21 protein-coding genes are annotated in these 17,230 nt (G+C 32.9%); 13 read left to right on the top strand and 8 right to left on the bottom strand.

The features are described 5' to 3' along the window. Nucleotides 1-153 precede the first annotated feature (153 nt). The 6 genes from KO504_RS00945 to KO504_RS00920 form a co-directional block, all read right to left on the bottom strand. Entirely contained in the window at nucleotides 154-315 is a 162-nt protein-coding gene (locus KO504_RS00945; protein ID WP_215924438.1) for a DUF1328 family protein, read from the bottom strand. 206 nt (nucleotides 316-521) lie between these two features. After that, entirely contained in the window at nucleotides 522-971 is a 450-nt protein-coding gene (locus tag KO504_RS00940) for a ferritin-like domain-containing protein (protein WP_215924436.1), read from the bottom strand. 161 nt (nucleotides 972-1,132) lie between these two features. Beyond that, a complete protein-coding gene (locus tag KO504_RS00935) occupies nucleotides 1,133-1,567 on the bottom strand; it encodes a hemerythrin domain-containing protein (RefSeq protein ID WP_215924434.1) in 435 nt (144 codons plus the stop codon). A gap of 257 nt (nucleotides 1,568-1,824) precedes the next feature. Then, nucleotides 1,825-2,031, bottom strand: coding sequence for a DUF6327 family protein (locus KO504_RS00930; protein WP_215924432.1), 207 nt, complete (start codon nucleotides 2,029-2,031; stop codon nucleotides 1,825-1,827). A gap of 1 nt (nucleotide 2,032) precedes the next feature. Further along, nucleotides 2,033-2,380, bottom strand: a complete 348-nt coding sequence (locus tag KO504_RS00925) for a hypothetical protein (protein ID WP_215924430.1) — start codon at nucleotides 2,378-2,380, stop codon at nucleotides 2,033-2,035. 3 nt (nucleotides 2,381-2,383) lie between these two features. After that, the gene (locus tag KO504_RS00920; RefSeq protein WP_215924428.1) at nucleotides 2,384-2,716 is read right to left on the bottom strand and encodes a YtxH domain-containing protein; all 333 of its coding nucleotides are present in this window, start codon (nucleotides 2,714-2,716) and stop codon (nucleotides 2,384-2,386) included. Between the two features lie 198 nt (nucleotides 2,717-2,914). On the opposite strand from KO504_RS00920, the gene KO504_RS00915 reads away from it, so the two are divergent. Continuing rightward, on the top strand, nucleotides 2,915-4,279 hold the full coding sequence (locus KO504_RS00915) for an NAD-dependent succinate-semialdehyde dehydrogenase (protein WP_215924426.1): 1,365 nt from the start codon (nucleotides 2,915-2,917) through the stop codon (nucleotides 4,277-4,279). A gap of 11 nt (nucleotides 4,280-4,290) precedes the next feature. Then, a complete protein-coding gene (locus KO504_RS00910; RefSeq protein WP_215924424.1) occupies nucleotides 4,291-4,443 on the top strand; it encodes a hypothetical protein in 153 nt (50 codons plus the stop codon). A 12-nt stretch (nucleotides 4,444-4,455) separates the two neighbouring features. On the opposite strand, the gene KO504_RS00905 is transcribed toward KO504_RS00910, so the two are convergent. After that, nucleotides 4,456-5,412, bottom strand: a complete 957-nt coding sequence (locus KO504_RS00905; RefSeq protein WP_215924422.1) for a bile acid:sodium symporter family protein — start codon at nucleotides 5,410-5,412, stop codon at nucleotides 4,456-4,458. A gap of 263 nt (nucleotides 5,413-5,675) precedes the next feature. On the opposite strand from KO504_RS00905, the gene KO504_RS00900 reads away from it, so the two are divergent. From KO504_RS00900 to KO504_RS00875, 6 genes are all read left to right on the top strand, one after another. Beyond that, a complete protein-coding gene (locus tag KO504_RS00900; RefSeq protein ID WP_215924420.1) occupies nucleotides 5,676-6,041 on the top strand; it encodes a hypothetical protein in 366 nt (121 codons plus the stop codon). Nucleotides 6,042-6,350: 309 nt separating this feature from the next. Further along, entirely contained in the window at nucleotides 6,351-7,274 is a 924-nt protein-coding gene (locus tag KO504_RS00895) for a FixH family protein (RefSeq protein WP_215924418.1), read from the top strand. A gap of 2 nt (nucleotides 7,275-7,276) precedes the next feature. Continuing rightward, nucleotides 7,277-9,271, top strand: a complete 1,995-nt coding sequence (locus KO504_RS00890; RefSeq protein WP_215924416.1) for a TonB-dependent receptor plug domain-containing protein — start codon at nucleotides 7,277-7,279, stop codon at nucleotides 9,269-9,271. A gap of 28 nt (nucleotides 9,272-9,299) precedes the next feature. Continuing rightward, nucleotides 9,300-9,662, top strand: a complete 363-nt coding sequence (locus KO504_RS00885; protein WP_215924414.1) for a hypothetical protein — start codon at nucleotides 9,300-9,302, stop codon at nucleotides 9,660-9,662. A 40-nt stretch (nucleotides 9,663-9,702) separates the two neighbouring features. Then, complete coding sequence (locus KO504_RS00880; protein ID WP_215924412.1) at nucleotides 9,703-10,569, top strand: MbnP family protein; 867 nt, start codon at nucleotides 9,703-9,705, stop codon at nucleotides 10,567-10,569. Nucleotides 10,570-10,636: 67 nt separating this feature from the next. Beyond that, nucleotides 10,637-11,662: a cytochrome-c peroxidase gene (locus KO504_RS00875; RefSeq protein WP_215924410.1), complete on the top strand. Its 1,026-nt coding sequence runs from the start codon at nucleotides 10,637-10,639 to the stop codon at nucleotides 11,660-11,662. Here the strand turns inward: KO504_RS00875 and KO504_RS00870 are convergent. Then, a complete protein-coding gene (locus tag KO504_RS00870; protein WP_215924408.1) occupies nucleotides 11,659-12,033 on the bottom strand; it encodes a Fur family transcriptional regulator in 375 nt (124 codons plus the stop codon). The genes KO504_RS00875 and KO504_RS00870 overlap by 4 nt on opposite strands. 123 nt (nucleotides 12,034-12,156) lie before the next feature. On the opposite strand from KO504_RS00870, the gene KO504_RS00865 reads away from it, so the two are divergent. The 5 genes from KO504_RS00865 to KO504_RS00845 all read left to right on the top strand — a co-directional run bounded on the left by KO504_RS00865 (nucleotide 12,157) and on the right by KO504_RS00845 (nucleotide 16,887). Further along, nucleotides 12,157-12,546 carry a MerC domain-containing protein gene (locus tag KO504_RS00865; protein ID WP_215924406.1) on the top strand — a complete coding sequence of 130 codons (390 nt, stop codon included), beginning with the start codon at nucleotides 12,157-12,159 and terminating at the stop codon, nucleotides 12,544-12,546. A gap of 48 nt (nucleotides 12,547-12,594) precedes the next feature. Then, nucleotides 12,595-12,888: a hypothetical protein gene (locus tag KO504_RS00860; protein ID WP_215924404.1), complete on the top strand. Its 294-nt coding sequence runs from the start codon at nucleotides 12,595-12,597 to the stop codon at nucleotides 12,886-12,888. A gap of 252 nt (nucleotides 12,889-13,140) precedes the next feature. After that, the gene (locus KO504_RS00855) at nucleotides 13,141-15,510 is read left to right on the top strand and encodes a TonB-dependent receptor (RefSeq protein ID WP_215924402.1); all 2,370 of its coding nucleotides are present in this window, start codon (nucleotides 13,141-13,143) and stop codon (nucleotides 15,508-15,510) included. A gap of 23 nt (nucleotides 15,511-15,533) precedes the next feature. Further along, complete coding sequence (locus KO504_RS00850) at nucleotides 15,534-16,352, top strand: DUF4625 domain-containing protein (protein ID WP_252723586.1); 819 nt, start codon at nucleotides 15,534-15,536, stop codon at nucleotides 16,350-16,352. Between the two features lie 55 nt (nucleotides 16,353-16,407). After that, a complete protein-coding gene (locus KO504_RS00845; RefSeq protein ID WP_215924400.1) occupies nucleotides 16,408-16,887 on the top strand; it encodes a DUF4625 domain-containing protein in 480 nt (159 codons plus the stop codon). Nucleotides 16,888-17,230 lie beyond the last annotated feature (343 nt).

The raw sequence follows: 17,230 nt of genomic DNA, 5'->3' as shown, positions 1-17,230 counted from the left end.
ATCTAAACTTAGACGGCATTACTATTGTGTTTTCATTAATATTACAATACTACATACATCAAAAATGCTAATTATCACGGTTTTCCGTGAAAACAAAAAAAGCCTTGAGATTTATGTTTCTCAAGGCTATTTATAAATGCTATATAATCTATATTACTTCTTTATTAATCCTTTTAATAGAGATAGTACAAAAAGCACTATAAAGATAAAGAAGATAATTTTTGCTATTCCTGCCGCTGCTCCTGCTATTCCTCCGAATCCAAGGATGGCTGCTATGATTGCTATTATAACGAATGTGATTGTCCAACGTAACATAATTTTTTGGTTTTTTAGTATTAATATTCGAAACTAGCCCGTCTAATTCCTTATGACATAAAGATAAACAACTAACCTACAAACATTTAACACATTTCATACGATTACTAACTCATATAACTAATATTTATAAAAAGGAAAAGTGCCATATTTACATATGACACCTTTCCCAACCTAACCAAACCTAATCTAACTATGTTCCGCTATTAATGTAAGTCTTCTAATACATTTATTTTTGCCAACCCATTAGTAATGGTGGATTTCTGCGATTGTAATACTGATTTTGTACTCATTGGGAGGCTTGTCTCATTTATTACATCTTCGTATTCTTCAATAGCTGCTTTTTCTCCCCTAATAGCTTCGTTTAACATTGATTGTTCATCATCGGCTGAAAACAAACTTTTAACATCCATCCACGCTCTGTGCGCTTTTCCTGTTAAACTTCCTCCTTTGTCTACATCTTGATTAAAGCTTCTAATTTCCTGCTTTAATTCACGTCCAAAATTAAGACGCTCTTGCGCTTTGTTTCTAAAGTATGATTTTAATGAAGCGTGTTCTATATTTTCTGCCGCTTTAGTAAAACCTTTTTCAGCATCGTATGTTTTTTCTAATAAATTGTTTAATTTTTCTCCGACTTCTTCTGTGTAAGTACTCATAATTCTATTTTTTTTTTTAAATTTCTGACACTTTATTTTAGAGATGTGTATCACTTAACATCTTTACTTTACTTGATAAAATTAAGGGAATTATCCAACCTAAATTAATGCAAAAGATTTCAGTTTTAGCTCAAATAAAAAACAGATTTAATTCTTAATTTTTACCGATGCGCTTCCATATATGCATTATATTTTGTTGCTAATTCCTCCTTTTGATTTTCGGTTAAAATTTTACCTGATAACTGAAAAAAAGTATGCTCTTCATCTTCCAAATGGTGTTCTACTTTTTCTTTTAAATCTTTGGCTGTTTTTAGCCAGGCTGAAGAGTCCATTTCAGTCTCTTCCAACTGTTCTATAAGCTCATCAATCTCATGGTGCTCTGCAATTCCATGTCTAGCATGTTCTTGCATCATGTCTGTTGGAATTAAGGGTTTATAGAAGTGTCGCTCCTCTGCATTGGCATGCAAATCGAGTTCTTTTTTTAGTTTATTAAAAATTTCCGCTCTCTCTTTTGAGTCTCCTTTAGTCTGTGTTAATTTGTCTAAAAGTTCTCTTTGGATATCGTGGTCAATTCGTATGGCTTCGTATATGTTCATTTGTAATTCTTTTTGGTTACTAGTCAAAGGTAATTTTATGAACCTCAACAAATTTGCTCTATAAGTTTAAAAGTTAACTGTATAGAACTTAGAGCGCTGGTGAGAATGCATTAAAAAGTCCTGCTAAACCATACAATTTAGAGGACCGATCTGAAGGGGGTTTAGTTTACTCCATATCATACTTTAAGGTCGTTTTAAATTTCACATAAAAACTAAACTATATTTATTAGACATGTGAGACTAAAACAAGCTGAAAATTACTTTTTAAAAATCCATTTTCTAATTAGTGCAATAAAACTGTATTTCCTAGTTAATTTTAAGGCTGTACTTACCCAATTTAATGGCTGCAAATCTTCCTTAAATTCACCTTTTGTCAATTTTAATTCTTCCCATGCAATATCACGCTCTAGTTTAAAACGTTTTAAATCGTTATCAATTTCTTCAAATGTTGCGTATGTCTTCATATTAATTAAAAAATTTAAGTCCTACTTTTTTTATGATAAACGAATTGAATTTTGTTCTTAACTTATAGATTATAAGTGACAGTATAACATAAGCCACACCTACTATTAAAAATCCTAGCGCATAGCTATTTAAAGCATTACCTATTTCTAATGCTGCTGCAATAGATAAGAATACTAAGCCTGCAAATAATAGACTTCCTACAGCCAATACCTTAGTCACTAAACTTAATGACAATGTTAGTTGTTGAAAAATTTTCAATCTAAAATATTGGTGAGACGCCTTAACGTAGCGCTCACCAATATGTGAAACTTTGCTTGCTGTATGGTTTAGGTCGTCAAAAACACTCATCTATTAGGCTTTTTTCTGTAAATTCTTATTCTTAGCTTTTAAATCCTTTAATTTCGCCTCAAGTGTAGTGATGACATCTTCTGCCTTATAACTTGCATTAGAAACTATAGATTCTACCTGATGGTCTAAATTTTCTTTATGAGAAGAAATGCTATTACCTAAAGAATCTCTTAATTCGGTAGCCTTCTCTGCCATTAAATCTCTTTTTGTTGCTGCTTCGTCTGCAATTCTTTGTCTAGTTACACTACCCTTATCTGGGGCAAACAAAATTCCTAAAACCGCTCCTACTGCTGTTCCTGCTAGTATCCCTAAAACTGTATTTCCGTTATTACTCATGTTATTTAATTTTTATAGTTAATTTTATTATTCAGCACACTGCTGTTAGACAAAGATATAGTCAAGATAAGCCACAGCTTAACTCTTTACATAGCAATATTAGCTGTAATGCTGTTTTAGTGTTAGCGTCAAACATTTTAGCAATTGAATTAACTCAAAAACATAAATAAATCTAGATTTGAAGAATAGAATAATCCTATGAAAACAAGTATTAAAACATACCATCCATTTAACGGAAATCATTTAGAAACCTATACTATGGATTCTGAATCTAAACTAAAAGAGAAATTAGAATTAGCCGATTCAACATTTAAAACATGGAAACAATTAGAGATTAAAACACGTGTAGCGCTAATGCAAAATTTAGCTAATGAATTACACCAGAATAAAACCGAATTAAGCCTACTCATTACAAAAGAAATGGGAAAACCCATTGCAGAAAGTAGAGCTGAAATAGAAAAATGTATTTATCTAATTGATTTTTATATCCAAAATTCGGATCATTTTTTACAAGACGACATTATTGCAACCGAAGCACATGAAAGCTTTATAAGTTATGATCCTTTAGGCTGTATTTTAGCTGTAATGCCTTGGAATTATCCGTTTTGGCAAGTATTTAGATTTGCTGTACCAACATTAGCAGCAGGCAATGTAGCACTTCTAAAACACGCTTCTAATGTTACAGGTTGTGCTATAGCTATTGAAAAACTTTTTTTAGATGCTAAGTTTCCAAAAGGATGTTTTCAAACTTTAGTTACAGATCATGAAGGCATTGAAAAACTTATGTCAAATGACATTGTTAAAGCAGTTTCCTTAACTGGAAGTGAAAAAGCAGGTCGAAAAATAGCAGAACTCGCAGGAAAAAACCTTAAACCTTCACTATTAGAATTAGGTGGAAACAACGCGTGTATTGTTTTAAAAGATGCAGATTTAGACAGGCACATAGAAACGATTGTAAAAGCACGAATGCAAAATTCTGGGCAAAGTTGCATTGCAGCTAAGCGGTTTATAGTTGTAGAAGATATTTATGATGACTTTATTGAAAAATTCACATCAAAAGTAATAGCCTTAAACTATGGAAATCCACTAGAAGACGATACTACAATATCGTGTTTAGCTCGTGAAGATTTAGCTGAAACTTTAGAAAAACAAGTTCAAAAATCAATTGATTTAGGTGCTAAAGTAACACTTGGGAATAAACGAGATGGTGCTTATTTTCAACCTACAATCCTAACTAATGTTACAGCAGAAATGCCTGTATTTAAAGAAGAAACTTTTGGTCCTGTAGCTGCCATTATTAAAGTACAATCAGAAGACGAAGCATATATAATGGCATCAAAGTCTAAGTTTGGATTAGGTACCATGGTGTTTACATCAGATTACGATGCGGCATTACAACGCACATCAGAAATTGAAGACGGTGCTTTTTTTATCAATGAAATGGTAAAATCAGATCCAAGATTACCGTTTGGAGGTACTAAAATTTCAGGCTATGGCCGAGAATTATCAAAAGAAGGTATGCTAGCCTTTGTAAATAGGAAAACCGTATATATTAATAAGTAAAATTTAAAATTATGAAGTTTGTAAAAGAAGAAGATGAAAAAAGACGCGATTACGTCTTTCAAAAGGATAACAAAACAAAATTTGGAGCACGAATAATAATTCTTATACTTATCATTTTAGTAGGTGCTGTAGTTGCCTCTGGAATCCACTTTGAATGGTTTTAGAAAATATAAAAACTAACGGCTTTTCTTAGATGCGATAACACTTATAATTAAGATTTGTGTCGCATGAAACAACATTAATGGCAACAACACAATACCTAGAGTTGCCATATTTCCGAATAGTATTTTAGAAAAAACAGTACCATGAACTAATGATTTTTTAGTACCACAAAATTGTGCTGTAATACGATCTTCATTATTGAGTTGAAGTTTTTTAGAAATAAATCCTGTTAGCGAATAAACAATTATAAATAACGTTACGACTCCTATAAAAAGGAAGAGTAAATCTAAAAATGACACCACACTAAAAATATTATTGTCAAATGATGCCGCAAAACTCTTGTAAATAATTAATAAGATTATAGACTTATCAAACAATGTTAATTTGCTGCTGTGCTTACGAGCAAAATCCCCCAAAAAACGTTGCAATAAGAGCCCTAAAATTACAGGTAAAATGATTTGAACAATGAGCTTGATATAAATTTCAGTAAAATCAAAATCCGTTTGAATACTATCTACAAACAATCCCATCCAAAGTGGAGTCAACACAATACCAATAATACCTGATATACTTGCATTAAAAATCGCTGCTGGTACATTTCCTTTAGCCATAGCCACCATCACTACTGACGAGGATACTGTAGATGGCAATGCTGCTAAAAAAAAGAACGCTAACCAAATGGTTTCTTGAGCTTCATTTTGAATACATGGACGCAGTAATAAAATCAACAACGGAAACATTAAAAATGTAGAACCTTGCACTAAAAGATGTAATTTCCAGTTTTTAAGCCCAGCTTTAAGTTGCGTTGGATTTAGCTTAAGTCCGTAAAAAAAGAATATAAGCGAAATGCCTATCTCACTAATAGCGTCTATAGGAATTTGACTACTTTCTATTCCCCATTCTGGAAAGAAATAAGCTAAAACGATTACTATAATAATGGATATGACGAATTTATCAACCTTTATACTCATGTATGGTCACTTTGTTTCTATATGCTAAATAAAGTCTCTTTTATTTAATGCTCTAAAATAATATCATTTAATTACAAAAAAGACAAGCTAATTATCTTATTTTTTGAAAACCTGAACAGGTTTACAAATAGTAAATCAAGTCTCACTGAAAGCTGTATTAGATTTTAGGAAGCTAATATAACAACCATTTCTAAAAACTTTTATGACTCATTTCAAATCTTAAAATATTAGGAAGTTTTAAAAAAAATAAAGACCTTTACGCTGTGAAAACAGCTACACTTTTTTTAGCATTGTTTATGCTTCTCAAACCTACTATTCCATTTGTGGAATACGCTGCTTTTTATGACTACATTAAAAATGAACTTTGCGTCAATAAAGACAAACCTGAATTAGCTTGTAACGGTAAATGTCATTTAAAAAAAGAATTAGCAAAAGCTTCAGATTCAGAAAAAAGTAACGACAAAAATCACTCTTCTTCAACAGAACATCAAGTCGTCTTCTTTCAAGATATTTTTGATGACAATCTCGTTATTGCTGTTAATACAGAACATTTAAAAATTGAATCTTCTTATAATAAAATTTATAAATTCGATTTTATGAATTTTATCTTTCACCCTCCTTTAGCTTAAGTTTAAATAGAGATCTTGTCATTTATAATCCTATCAATAGCCAAATGCTTTACATAGGTATTATGTGGTATGCTTTACACTAATAATTTAGCATATAAGCGTACATACTAGTCTTGTTGTACAATCCGTACAATAAAAGTAATCTTATACACGAGTCTTCTATTTATTTCTTGTTGCGGTATTAAGACCTTTTCTGTCTTCATACGTTCCTAATTTAATACAATGCTATTGCGTTTTCAATAGGTATTTATTAGTTGGGATATCCGCTACTATATTTTCAAGTTTTTTTAATAAAAACACCTATAAGTGATGAAAAAAAATATATTTTTTGTCATTGCAGCACTTGTTGCAGTGACATCTTGTACCCTAGATAAAACCGATTACGAAGCTGAAATAAGTACTGTAGTTGTAGAGCATTTTGAGTTCAACGAAGTCGTTTCAATAAATAAAAACAACTATCAAATTCGTATAGAAGCTTTAAATGGGACACTGTATAAAGGCTATAATGACATCCATTTAACAATTACAAACACCCAAACTAACGAAAACATTAGCACGTCTAACGTCACGTTTTTACCCATTATCACTAATTATAATGGCAACAACGCTTCATGTCCACATCAATACAACTTAAATTATAATACAGAAAACAACTACTATTCTGGTTACGCTGTATTTACAAGCGAAAGTAATGAGTTAGAAAACTGGGAAGTGCATATTTCATTTACAGATAATGGAGAAACCTATACTGTAAATCAAGACATCATTGTTGAAGAACAAGCAAACATGAACTTAAACATGACTGCTTTTACAGCCAATGATGGAGAGCAATATTTTATCGCTTTGGTTGCACCACAGAAACCTAAAATTGCAGAAAATGAATTGGTTGCAGGAATTTACAAATACAACCAGCCTTCCAATGAAGCCGGAACATTCCCAGACCCTTCTCAGTTTTCATATACAGAAGTTTCCAACTACACTTTATTATTAGACCCAAGAATGCCAGAACCTTCAATGGGAAATCACTCATCTCCAAACAATCAAAATTTAACACAACAGGAAGATGGCTTGTATTACGGAACAGTTAATTATACCATGACCGGAAACTGGACCTTAAATTTTAGACTTCAGAATCCAGATGGAGACATCATTAAAGGCACCGAAGTTTCAACTGATTTTACACCAGGTATTGAAGGAGAGAGAAGCGAATTGCATATTGATATACTGTTTTAATAATGAAAAAATCCATAACACTAGTCATACTGCTTTTTGTTAGCCTATATACCACGGCACAAAACACAGAAAAAGAGAAAAAGAAAGACAGCATTGTCGCTTTAGACGAGGTACAGTTAATTACTATAATTAAAAAGAAAATTGAAACAGACATGAAAATGGCCGTTACAGTTGATGAGTTTTTGGCGTCTTCAGATAATATTAGTTTTATAAAACGTGGAGCATATGCTTGGGAACCTTTGCTAAATAATATGAGCTCAGAACGCTCTACAATTACTATTGATGGTATGCATGTTTTTGGTGCTTGTACTGATAAAATGGATCCTATCACCTCGTATGTAGAAAGTAACAACCTCTCTAAAATTGATATCAAGTCTGGACAAGAAGGCAGTATGCATGGAGCTACTGTTGCAGGAAGTATTGATTTAAAACGAAAAAGCACACCTTTTAACCTTTCTAAAAAATGGAATGGAGCTTACCAAACCGGATTTGAATTTAATAACAAACAATTTTTCAATTTGGCCAATGCATCTTATTCCGGCAGCAAATTTGTGGCAGATGGAAGCTTGGCGTATAGAAAAGCTGAAAACTATAGTGATGGTAACACTGAGGAAGTCAAACACTCTCAATTTACTAAATTCAATGCATCACTAGGTTTAGCCTATAAAACAAGCGAATTATCTTCTGTAAAAGTTGAAGCAATTTATGATGAAGCTAAAGATGTTGGTTACCCAGCTTTACCTATGGATTTATGGTTGTCGCGTGCCTTAATTACATCAGCAACATATAAGCAATTGTTTAAAGAAGGACTATTTAGAGCCTTAGACACTAAAATTTATTTTAATGCTATAGAACATTATATGGACGATACCACACGTCCAGAAAATTTAGTACATATGGATATGCCTGGCTGGAGCACTACTTATGGTTTACTATCTAAAGCAAATTTGAAAAGCAATAATTTTAGTTCTGAAATTCAGCTGAACGCTTATAACAATTTATCTACAGCCGAAATGCGCATGTATCCACAAGACCGAAGTGAGCGCTCTATGTTTGCTTACAGTTGGCCTGCAGTTACGACGACTTTTGCAGGAATTTCTCTAAATAACTCTTGGGAGATTTCAGACAAAAGTCAACTTAATTTTGGTGGGGCGTTAGGCGTCAATTACAACCACTCTAAATACGTAGAGTTTAACTGGATTTTTCACCCTGGAACGCCTCAAGAAAAAACACGAATACTACCTAGTTTTCACGCAGGTTATCAATTAGATATTAAAAATTTTAATTTTTCCGTAGGAGGTGGCTATGGCCATAGAGCTCCTTCTGTTTCTGAAGGCTATGGCTATTACATTTATAATAGTTTTGACCGTTACGATTATATTGGTAATCCTGACCTTAAAAACGAGATATCATACGAAGGTAATGCTAGTGCTGGTTATAAGGGTGATAAATTCAGTTTACAAGCAAACGTAAATTATTTCTACATTGAGAATTACATCATTGGTCGAATTTTAAGTTTGGGAAGCCCCATGAATTATCAGTCTGTTGGTGTTAAAGGCTATACTTCCTTAGAGTACTCAACCTTATTCAATTTTTCATTAAATACTAGCTATACCATTTTAGACAATCTTCATTGGAAAGGTGTATTAACTTATGCTCGTGGAAAAGACGATAACAAAAACAACTTACCATTTATTAGACCTTTAAGTTATCAATCATCAATCCATTATAGATACAACCGATTTAATTTTCAAACGTCGGTTAATGGCGATTTAGAACAAATTAATTACAGTCCAGAATACGGAGAAGATCAAACTCCTTCTTATACCATTTGGAATCTGTCTGCAGACTACACGTTTAAAATTAAAGATTACAGAACCGTTGTTCAGATTGGCGCAGAAAACATACTTAATGAGTATTACAGTACTTATGCCGATTGGGGAAATATACCAAGAATGGGAAGCAATATTTTCACCTCTTTAAAATTCAACTTCTAAACTAATGCAACGGGTTTTTAGCTCCATAATGACTTTAATATTTCTGTTTGTTGTTTCACAGCAAGCCGTCGTTGTAATGCACTTTAAACTCAACCAAAAAGCAATTACAGAACAGTTTTGTATCAATAAAAACAAACCAGAACTCCATTGTAATGGAAAATGTTATTTAAGTAAAGAATTACAAGAAACGGAAAACACCGATTCTGAAAAAATACTTAATACCAAAAATTTCGATTTGGTTTTTTATTCAAATATCGCATATGAAATAGAAACTCCAAACGTCATTAAAACCAAAGTAAAATTGATATATATAGAGTTCCATCATTCGGAACCCTATCTAGAAATCCTAGTACCTCCTCCGATGTTAAGTGCTGATTTAGAAAACGCTTAACATAAAAAATAAACATATCAATTAACATAAATTTTAAAAAATGAAAAATCTTAAAAAATATATTTTATCAGCAGCCGTAGTCGTTGCATTCATGTCTTGTAGTAGCGATGACAATAATCCTGTTGCAAATAATGTAACCTTAGAATTCAATAACACATTTGGCGACACACCTATTGTTCTAGGAGATGCAACATCTAATGCTGCGACTAAAAACACTTCTGATGCTGGACAAATTCACCACTTTGAAGAAGTTAAATATGTTATTAGTAACATTCGTCTTATAAAAGCAGATGGCACTGAAATTCCTTATCATGTAAATGATTTAGACAACGGAGCTACGGTTGTAGATCAGTCAAAACCAGAAACATTAAGTTATGTTATGAGTGATATTCCTGCAGGAGATTATACAGAAATAAAATTTGGTTTAGGTGTAAGATCTGATTTAAACACTTTAGACCAAATAAGTTTCCCTACATTTTATGAAAATGCAGGAGCAAATGATACACAAATGCATTGGGAATGGGGAACGGGATACCGTTTTACAAAACTCGAAGGGTTTTATGATACCGATAATAAGCAATTGTCTTTCCATTCTGGAAGTACAGTAGAAGGTGAAGAAGGTGCTTATACGCAAGGTGTTGATGCCTATAGAGATATTACAATTGTACTTCCTACAACAACTACTGTTGGCAATAGTGCACCTACAATTAACATTAAAGCCGATTTTGATTATTTCTTAAGTGGCGAAAGTCATACGGTAACATTAGTCTCTACAGAAGACATTACCAATAATGCAACACCAAGTGCTCATACAGCTACTGAAATGATGAAGTTTGTAGAAAATATTGGTGGTAATGGTACAACGGACCATACAGGAATGTTCTCTGTTACTTCAGTAGAAAACTAAATCTAAAAATTAATGGGTCGGCCATGATAAAACACCATAGCCGACTCTATTATAGTTTTATAGCAAAATGAAAAAACTAATACGAAGTATCGCTTTTATCCTTTTATTTATAGGATGTAGCACTGATGACACTGAGCCCATTACATATAAAAACCCTGAATTAGCACTAGATATTCCTGTTGATTTCCCAGAATTAAACAGTTCGGTTTACAATAATATGCCAACGCAATATGGAGTTGAATTAGGTGAAAAATTATTCTTTGACAGACAACTAAGTGCAGACAACACCATTTCCTGTTCAAGTTGCCACATACAAGAAAGTGCTTTTGCAGATCATAACCCTAAGGGAATCGGTATCGAAGGACGCATAGGACTTCGTAATGCACCACCTGTTCAAAACATGGCGTTTATGCAGTTTTATAATTGGGATGGTAATAAACTTCAATTAGAAGATCAGCCATTAGTGCCTATTATTACACATGAAGAAATGGATTCTTCAATTTTAGAAGTGATAGGTAAACTTGAAACAGATCCATCTTATATAGAGCTTTTTAATAAGGCATTTGAAGGTGAAGGTATTACGGCAGATGGTATTTACAATAGTATTGCGCAATATGAATACACGCTCATATCTTCAAACAGTAAATACGATAAAGTAAAACGCAATGAAGGTGAAACATTTACAACAAGTGAAGCACAAGGTTATGCTGTTTTTCAAGATAAATGTATCAGCTGTCACAGTACAGAATTATTCACGGATCAAAGTTTTAGAAATATTGGATTCCCTATAAATCCGGATCCGGAAGAAGGTGGACGTACAAGAATTACAGGTCTTGTTGAAGATTATATGCGTTTTAGAGTGCCTAGTTTAAGAAATATAGAATATACTGCTCCTTACGGCAGCTTCGGACAATTTGCAACTTTAGAAGACCTACTCGATTATTTAGATAACGGAGTATTAGAGGCAGATAACCTCGACCCTATTTTAAAAGATAATAACAATAGAATCCCACTTACAGCTCAAGAAAAAATAGATTTAATTGCGTTTATGAAAACCCTAAGTGATGTTGAATTTTTAGGTTTTGAAGACTAAGAACACTTTTTACATACTCCTGTTAAAACACAATTTACATGCTCTACATGATAACCGCTTGGAATTGAATAATTAACTTCATTTGGAAGACATTCTAATGTTTCACAAACCGTACATTTAAAATGAAAATGTTGATGCTTTTGATGTGTTTCATCACAGCCGTCGCATAAGGCAAAATATTGTTTACTATCTTCTGCAATAACTTTGTGTAACACACCATCCTCACAAAAACGATTTAACACACGATAGATTGTTGCCCTATTGATATCAATAGAAATTTCGCCTTCAATCGCATCCTGACTCATGGCTTGTCCGGATTTAGTAATAACACTTAAAACGGCTTCTTTAGTAGGTGTATTTCTTCTTTTCATTATTAATGCGATTTATTTGCAATAATTTATTGCAACATCATTGCAATATTATAAATAAATAATATATTTGCAAAACCTAGTAATGCGACATAGTCGCTTTTAAACTCATTAAAGTTAAAGGAAATGAATAAATCAAAAACCAACACCTTAGATATTATAGCATTATCAAGCTCTTTAATTTGTGCCATTCATTGTGCTATATTCCCTATTTTACTTTCGTTTTCTTCATTGAGTAGCTTATATTTTTTAAATAATCCAATCATTGAATGGGTATTCATTAGTTTAGGAATTGTGTTTTTATTAACCTCGCTTTGGCCAAGTTATAAAACAATTCACCACAAAAACAAACCTTTAAATATTGCTTTATTAGGGTTTGCATTTATAGCTTTAGGCAGACTTCACCTCACAAATTTATGGGAGGTTAGCAATACAGTTATAGGTGCAAGTTTACTGGCTTTAGCACATTATGTGAATTGGAAATTATTACGCATAGCGGCTAAGCAAAATCACTAATTAAAACTTATTAAAAAAATTTAAAAACTTAAATATTTTAATTACTAAATGAAGAACAACATCACATACTTCTTTATTATTCTTTTTCTTTCCTTAAAAATGATTGGGCTTCACGCCTTGACTCACAATGAGGATAAGGACCAAGAGTTACATTGTGAAGTTTGTGATTATGCTACAATTCACAATGTAACACCTACCCTAACTCCAGAGGCACAAGAGTTTTACATTGAAAATACAGAATTGGTCATCGTTAGAGACAACTTAATCGATTACTGTTTTGTAACTCCTAATACTATTACTTCTAGTCAACTATTTTGTAGACCTCCTCCCTTTTCACTATAAGTCTCTCTATATATACCTTTTAGCTTTGAAGCATTTAATTCCATTTTAGAATTATAATCTTCAATATCTAGATACTCAGAGACCCTATGATTTAGATTTAATGCGTTTAGACGTCTTCATCCATAGTGAAGTTAAACTTTAGCTATTTAAATCATTTGATTCGTTATAGAAAACCCGATTTCATTCAAACCAAATAGATTTTATAATAGGTCGTCCGTTTGACGAATCCTACAAATCTTATTGTATCATATTATGTTATACAAAACCCTGAGCTTATGGCTATTTTTTAGCCTAAGCACAATCGCTATTGCACAAAATTCCTTTCAAATAAAAGGATCCGTAATAAGCAAAAACACCTTACAACCTATAGAAGGTGCCACTATTATTGGCGAAAATCTTCATGCGGTTTCATCTGCTTCTGGAACATTCAACATCCATAACGTAACTGAAGGCACCTACTCCTTTACAATCTCACATTTAGGTTACACGTCTAAAACGGTTAATATTAAGGCAAGCATAAACGGCGAATACCTTAAAATTTTATTAGAGGAATCTACCACCCAACTCGATGAAATAAAGGTCAACGGAAAAACTAAAAATCGAGAACATAAAGAATCCCCTATAGTGTCTCAATTGGTCTCTAAAGAATTTCTTACCTCCAACAGAGAAAATAGCTTGATGCAAACCCTCAGTAAAATTCCGGGTGTAAGTACTATTAAAATTGGCTCCGGACAATCTAAACCTGTCATTAGAGGTTTAGGATTTAATAGGGTTGCTGTGGTTCAAAATGGTATAAAACACGAAGCGCAACAATGGGGAAATGATCATGGTTTAGAAATAGACCAATATGGCATTGAAAACATTCAGATTGTAAAAGGACCTGCGTCTTTGGTTTATGGTTCTGATGCTATTGCTGGAGTTGTAGATATTCAACCCAATGCTATTCCATTAACGCATTCCTTTAGTGGAGAAATTAACCTTTTGGGCGAAAGCAATAATGATTTATTAGGGATTTCTGCAGGAATACAAGCCAGAAAAACTAAATGGTTTTACCGTGGACGCCTCACTTATAGAGATTATGGGGATTACAAAGTTCCTACAGACCATATTAATTACGAAAATTACATCTTTACGCTACACGGCAACAATCTACGTAACACCGCAGGAAAAGAAGCTAACGCTAGTATAAGTGTCGGGTATATTTCAAACCGTATAACGACAGAAACCACAATTAGTAATGTTAATGCTAAAAACGGCTTTTTTGCTAATGCCCATGGTTTAGAAGTGAGAACATCGCGCATTGATTACGACCAGTCTAATAGAGATATTGATCTGCCTTACCATAAGGTGAACCATTTTAAAATCACGAATAACACGTCAATAGCTTTAGATAAGCACAGTATTAATCTCGATTTCGGTTTTCAAAATAATTTAAGAGAGGAACATTCCGAACCAATACCGCATGGTTATATGCCAACACCTTCAAATAGCAAGGAACGTAGTTTTCAAAAAAATACGTTATCCCTGAATGTCAAAGATGCCTTTACAATAATTGATGATCATCATATTGTTACCGGTATCAATGTAGAATTTCAAGATAATAACATTGGCGGCTGGGGATTTTTAATACCTGAATATACACGTTTCACTATTGGAGCTTTTGCTTTTGATCAGTTTGAAATCAATTCAGACTTACATCTTTTAGCAGGTGTACGTTATGATTTCGGACAAATAAATAGCAAATCGTATTTTGATTGGTACCCTTCTACCATTAACAATGCCAATGGTAGTACTTCGTATGTGTATTTACAAAGAGCACAAGACAAAACACTAAATTTTGGAAATATTAGCGCTTCTGTAGGCTTAAGTTATATTCTAAACCATACCACCTTTAAAATAAATGTAGGAAAGAGTTTTAGAATGCCTTTACCTAATGAATTAGCCTCAGATGGTGTGAATTATCACATGTACCGCTATGAGCAAGGTAATCTCAATTTAGATCCTGAAGAATCTTATCAATTAGATATTGATATCGACCACACCACAAAGGATTTTAGCATCGGAGTTAGTCCATTCGTCAATTTTTTCGAAAATTTTATTTACCTGAATCCGACTTCAAATTATTATGAGACATTACAAATTTACGAATACACACAAAACAAGGTATTTAGAGCGGGTGGAGAATTAAGAGCGAGTACTAGTATTATTCCTAATTTAAAATTAGATGCTTCTGCTGAATACGTTTACTCTAAACAAACTAGTGGTCCTAAAGAAGGGTTTACCATTCCATTTTCACCGCCTTTGTCAGGACTATTCTCCGCTAGCTATCAATTTAAAGATATATTCTTTTTTAAACAACCACAGCTTAGTGCCGATTATAGAATTACGGCAGCACAAGATGAGATTGTCCCACCAGAAGAACAAACAGAAGGCTACCAGGTCCTAAACATGGTATTACTCTCAAACATAAATGTTTTTAAAACTCAACAACCACTAGAAATAAAGTTTAAACTCAATAACGTCTTCAATACTAAATATTACGACCACACCAGCTTTTACCGTTTAATCGATGTGCCAGAAGCTGGAAGAAACATCTCAATAGCATTAACACAAACATTTTAATAACCACAAATAAATCAAAAACAATGAAAACAAACACTTTAAACATTACAACAAATCTTATGAAATCAAATTTTAAATTTTTAGCAATTATCGTTTTTTTAGGTATCTTATTAAACTCATGTAGCAGTGATGACGACAACAGCTCTTCTAGTCTTAATGCACCAGAAATAACTAATTTTGAATATGGAGAAGGCAGTGTACACTCCACAGACCAGGTTGCTTTTAAAGGTTCAGATATTCACATCGAAGCCGAAATAAATGCAGAAGCTGTGGTAAGTAGTATCACACTTATTATTCATGCTCATGATTTGCCTCTAGCTGACGGTGAAGTTGAGTGGGACTTTTTCCAAGAATACTCAGGGAGTAATTATCAAGTCATCAATCCTACATTTCATGAACATGTAGATGTACCAACTAATATTCCTTCTGGAGAATACCACATTGAATTAACTGTTATTGATGAGCTTGGAAATAGTACAGAAATAGAAGGGCATTTAGAGATTTTAGATTCCATCATATTAAGTGGTTTCTCTGTAGATGCTGCTGCAGCTAAAGGAAGCGATTTTCATGCTGAATTTATGATTAATGCACTTAATGGCATTCATGATATTACAGTAGATATACATGCGCATGGTCTTCCTGTTGGTGCTGGTGAAGTAGAATGGGATTCTGAAATCATATTCTCAGAAGGTTATCACGGCTTGACTGAAGTAGAATTTCACGAGCATATTGATGTCCCAGCAACTGCACCTACAGGTGAATATCATATAACTTTTACTGTTGAAGACGAAGATGGAAACACTAAAGCTTACGAAACACATATCGATGTTACAGCATCTTAAACATTAATTATTCTGCATAGTATCTCGCATACTATGCGGTTTTAAACTTTTTACCATGAAATGGATTGCCAAATATTTTAATTTAATCTTAGTCATAGTACTCTTTACTTCATGTTCCAGCGACGACAGTAATACTATCGATGAAGAAAAGCCTACTATAAGTATTAATTACACTGAAGGTTTTCCTCAAGTTTGCGAACAACTCTTAAAAGGAGAAACCTATAGCTTTAAAGCACAGGTTGCAGACAACAAAGCACTAGCTTCATATAGCTTAGACCTTCATCATAATTTTGATCACCATACTCATGATGACCAAGGAGAGACTTGTGATTTAGAGCCGATAAAAGGTGCCGTAAATCCATTCATATATATGGAAAATTTTGAAATCGAAGGAGGATTAACAACTTATGAGATTAACATCAGTATCACTATCCCTGATGATATAGATATAGGAGATTACCATTGCTCTTATTCGGTAACCGATGAAACAGGTTGGCAAAGCAGAACTTCTATTGATGTAAAAATCATAGATTAGATATTTACCTATTAAAAGACATAAACAATTACATTAAAATTGGGTTAGATTTTTGATGTTTTTCAGTAGTGCCAGAAACCATTTACTGGCACTGTTTTTTTATACAAACTATTTAAAATTTCTCCTTCATTGCTTCATTTTTTTTACTTTTCACTCTTAACTCTATAATCAGCAATACTCCCGATTAACCCCATTTACATATTTAACTTTAATCAGCATCAAGAGACTACGTTACCGTACATGCTCATACTTTTTATCAAAATATGTTTTAAAAACATTTACTATTTTAACTAAAGTCATTCAAAATTTATAGCGAAAACAATCATTAGAAGCTATAAACAAA

Origin of the sequence: Winogradskyella psychrotolerans (assembly GCF_018860565.1) — a bacterium.
In the GTDB taxonomy this organism is placed as follows: Bacteria; Bacteroidota; Bacteroidia; order Flavobacteriales; family Flavobacteriaceae; genus Winogradskyella; species Winogradskyella damuponensis.
Note: the sequence above shows the minus strand (reverse complement) of the source record. Positions and strands in the feature narration are given on the sequence as shown.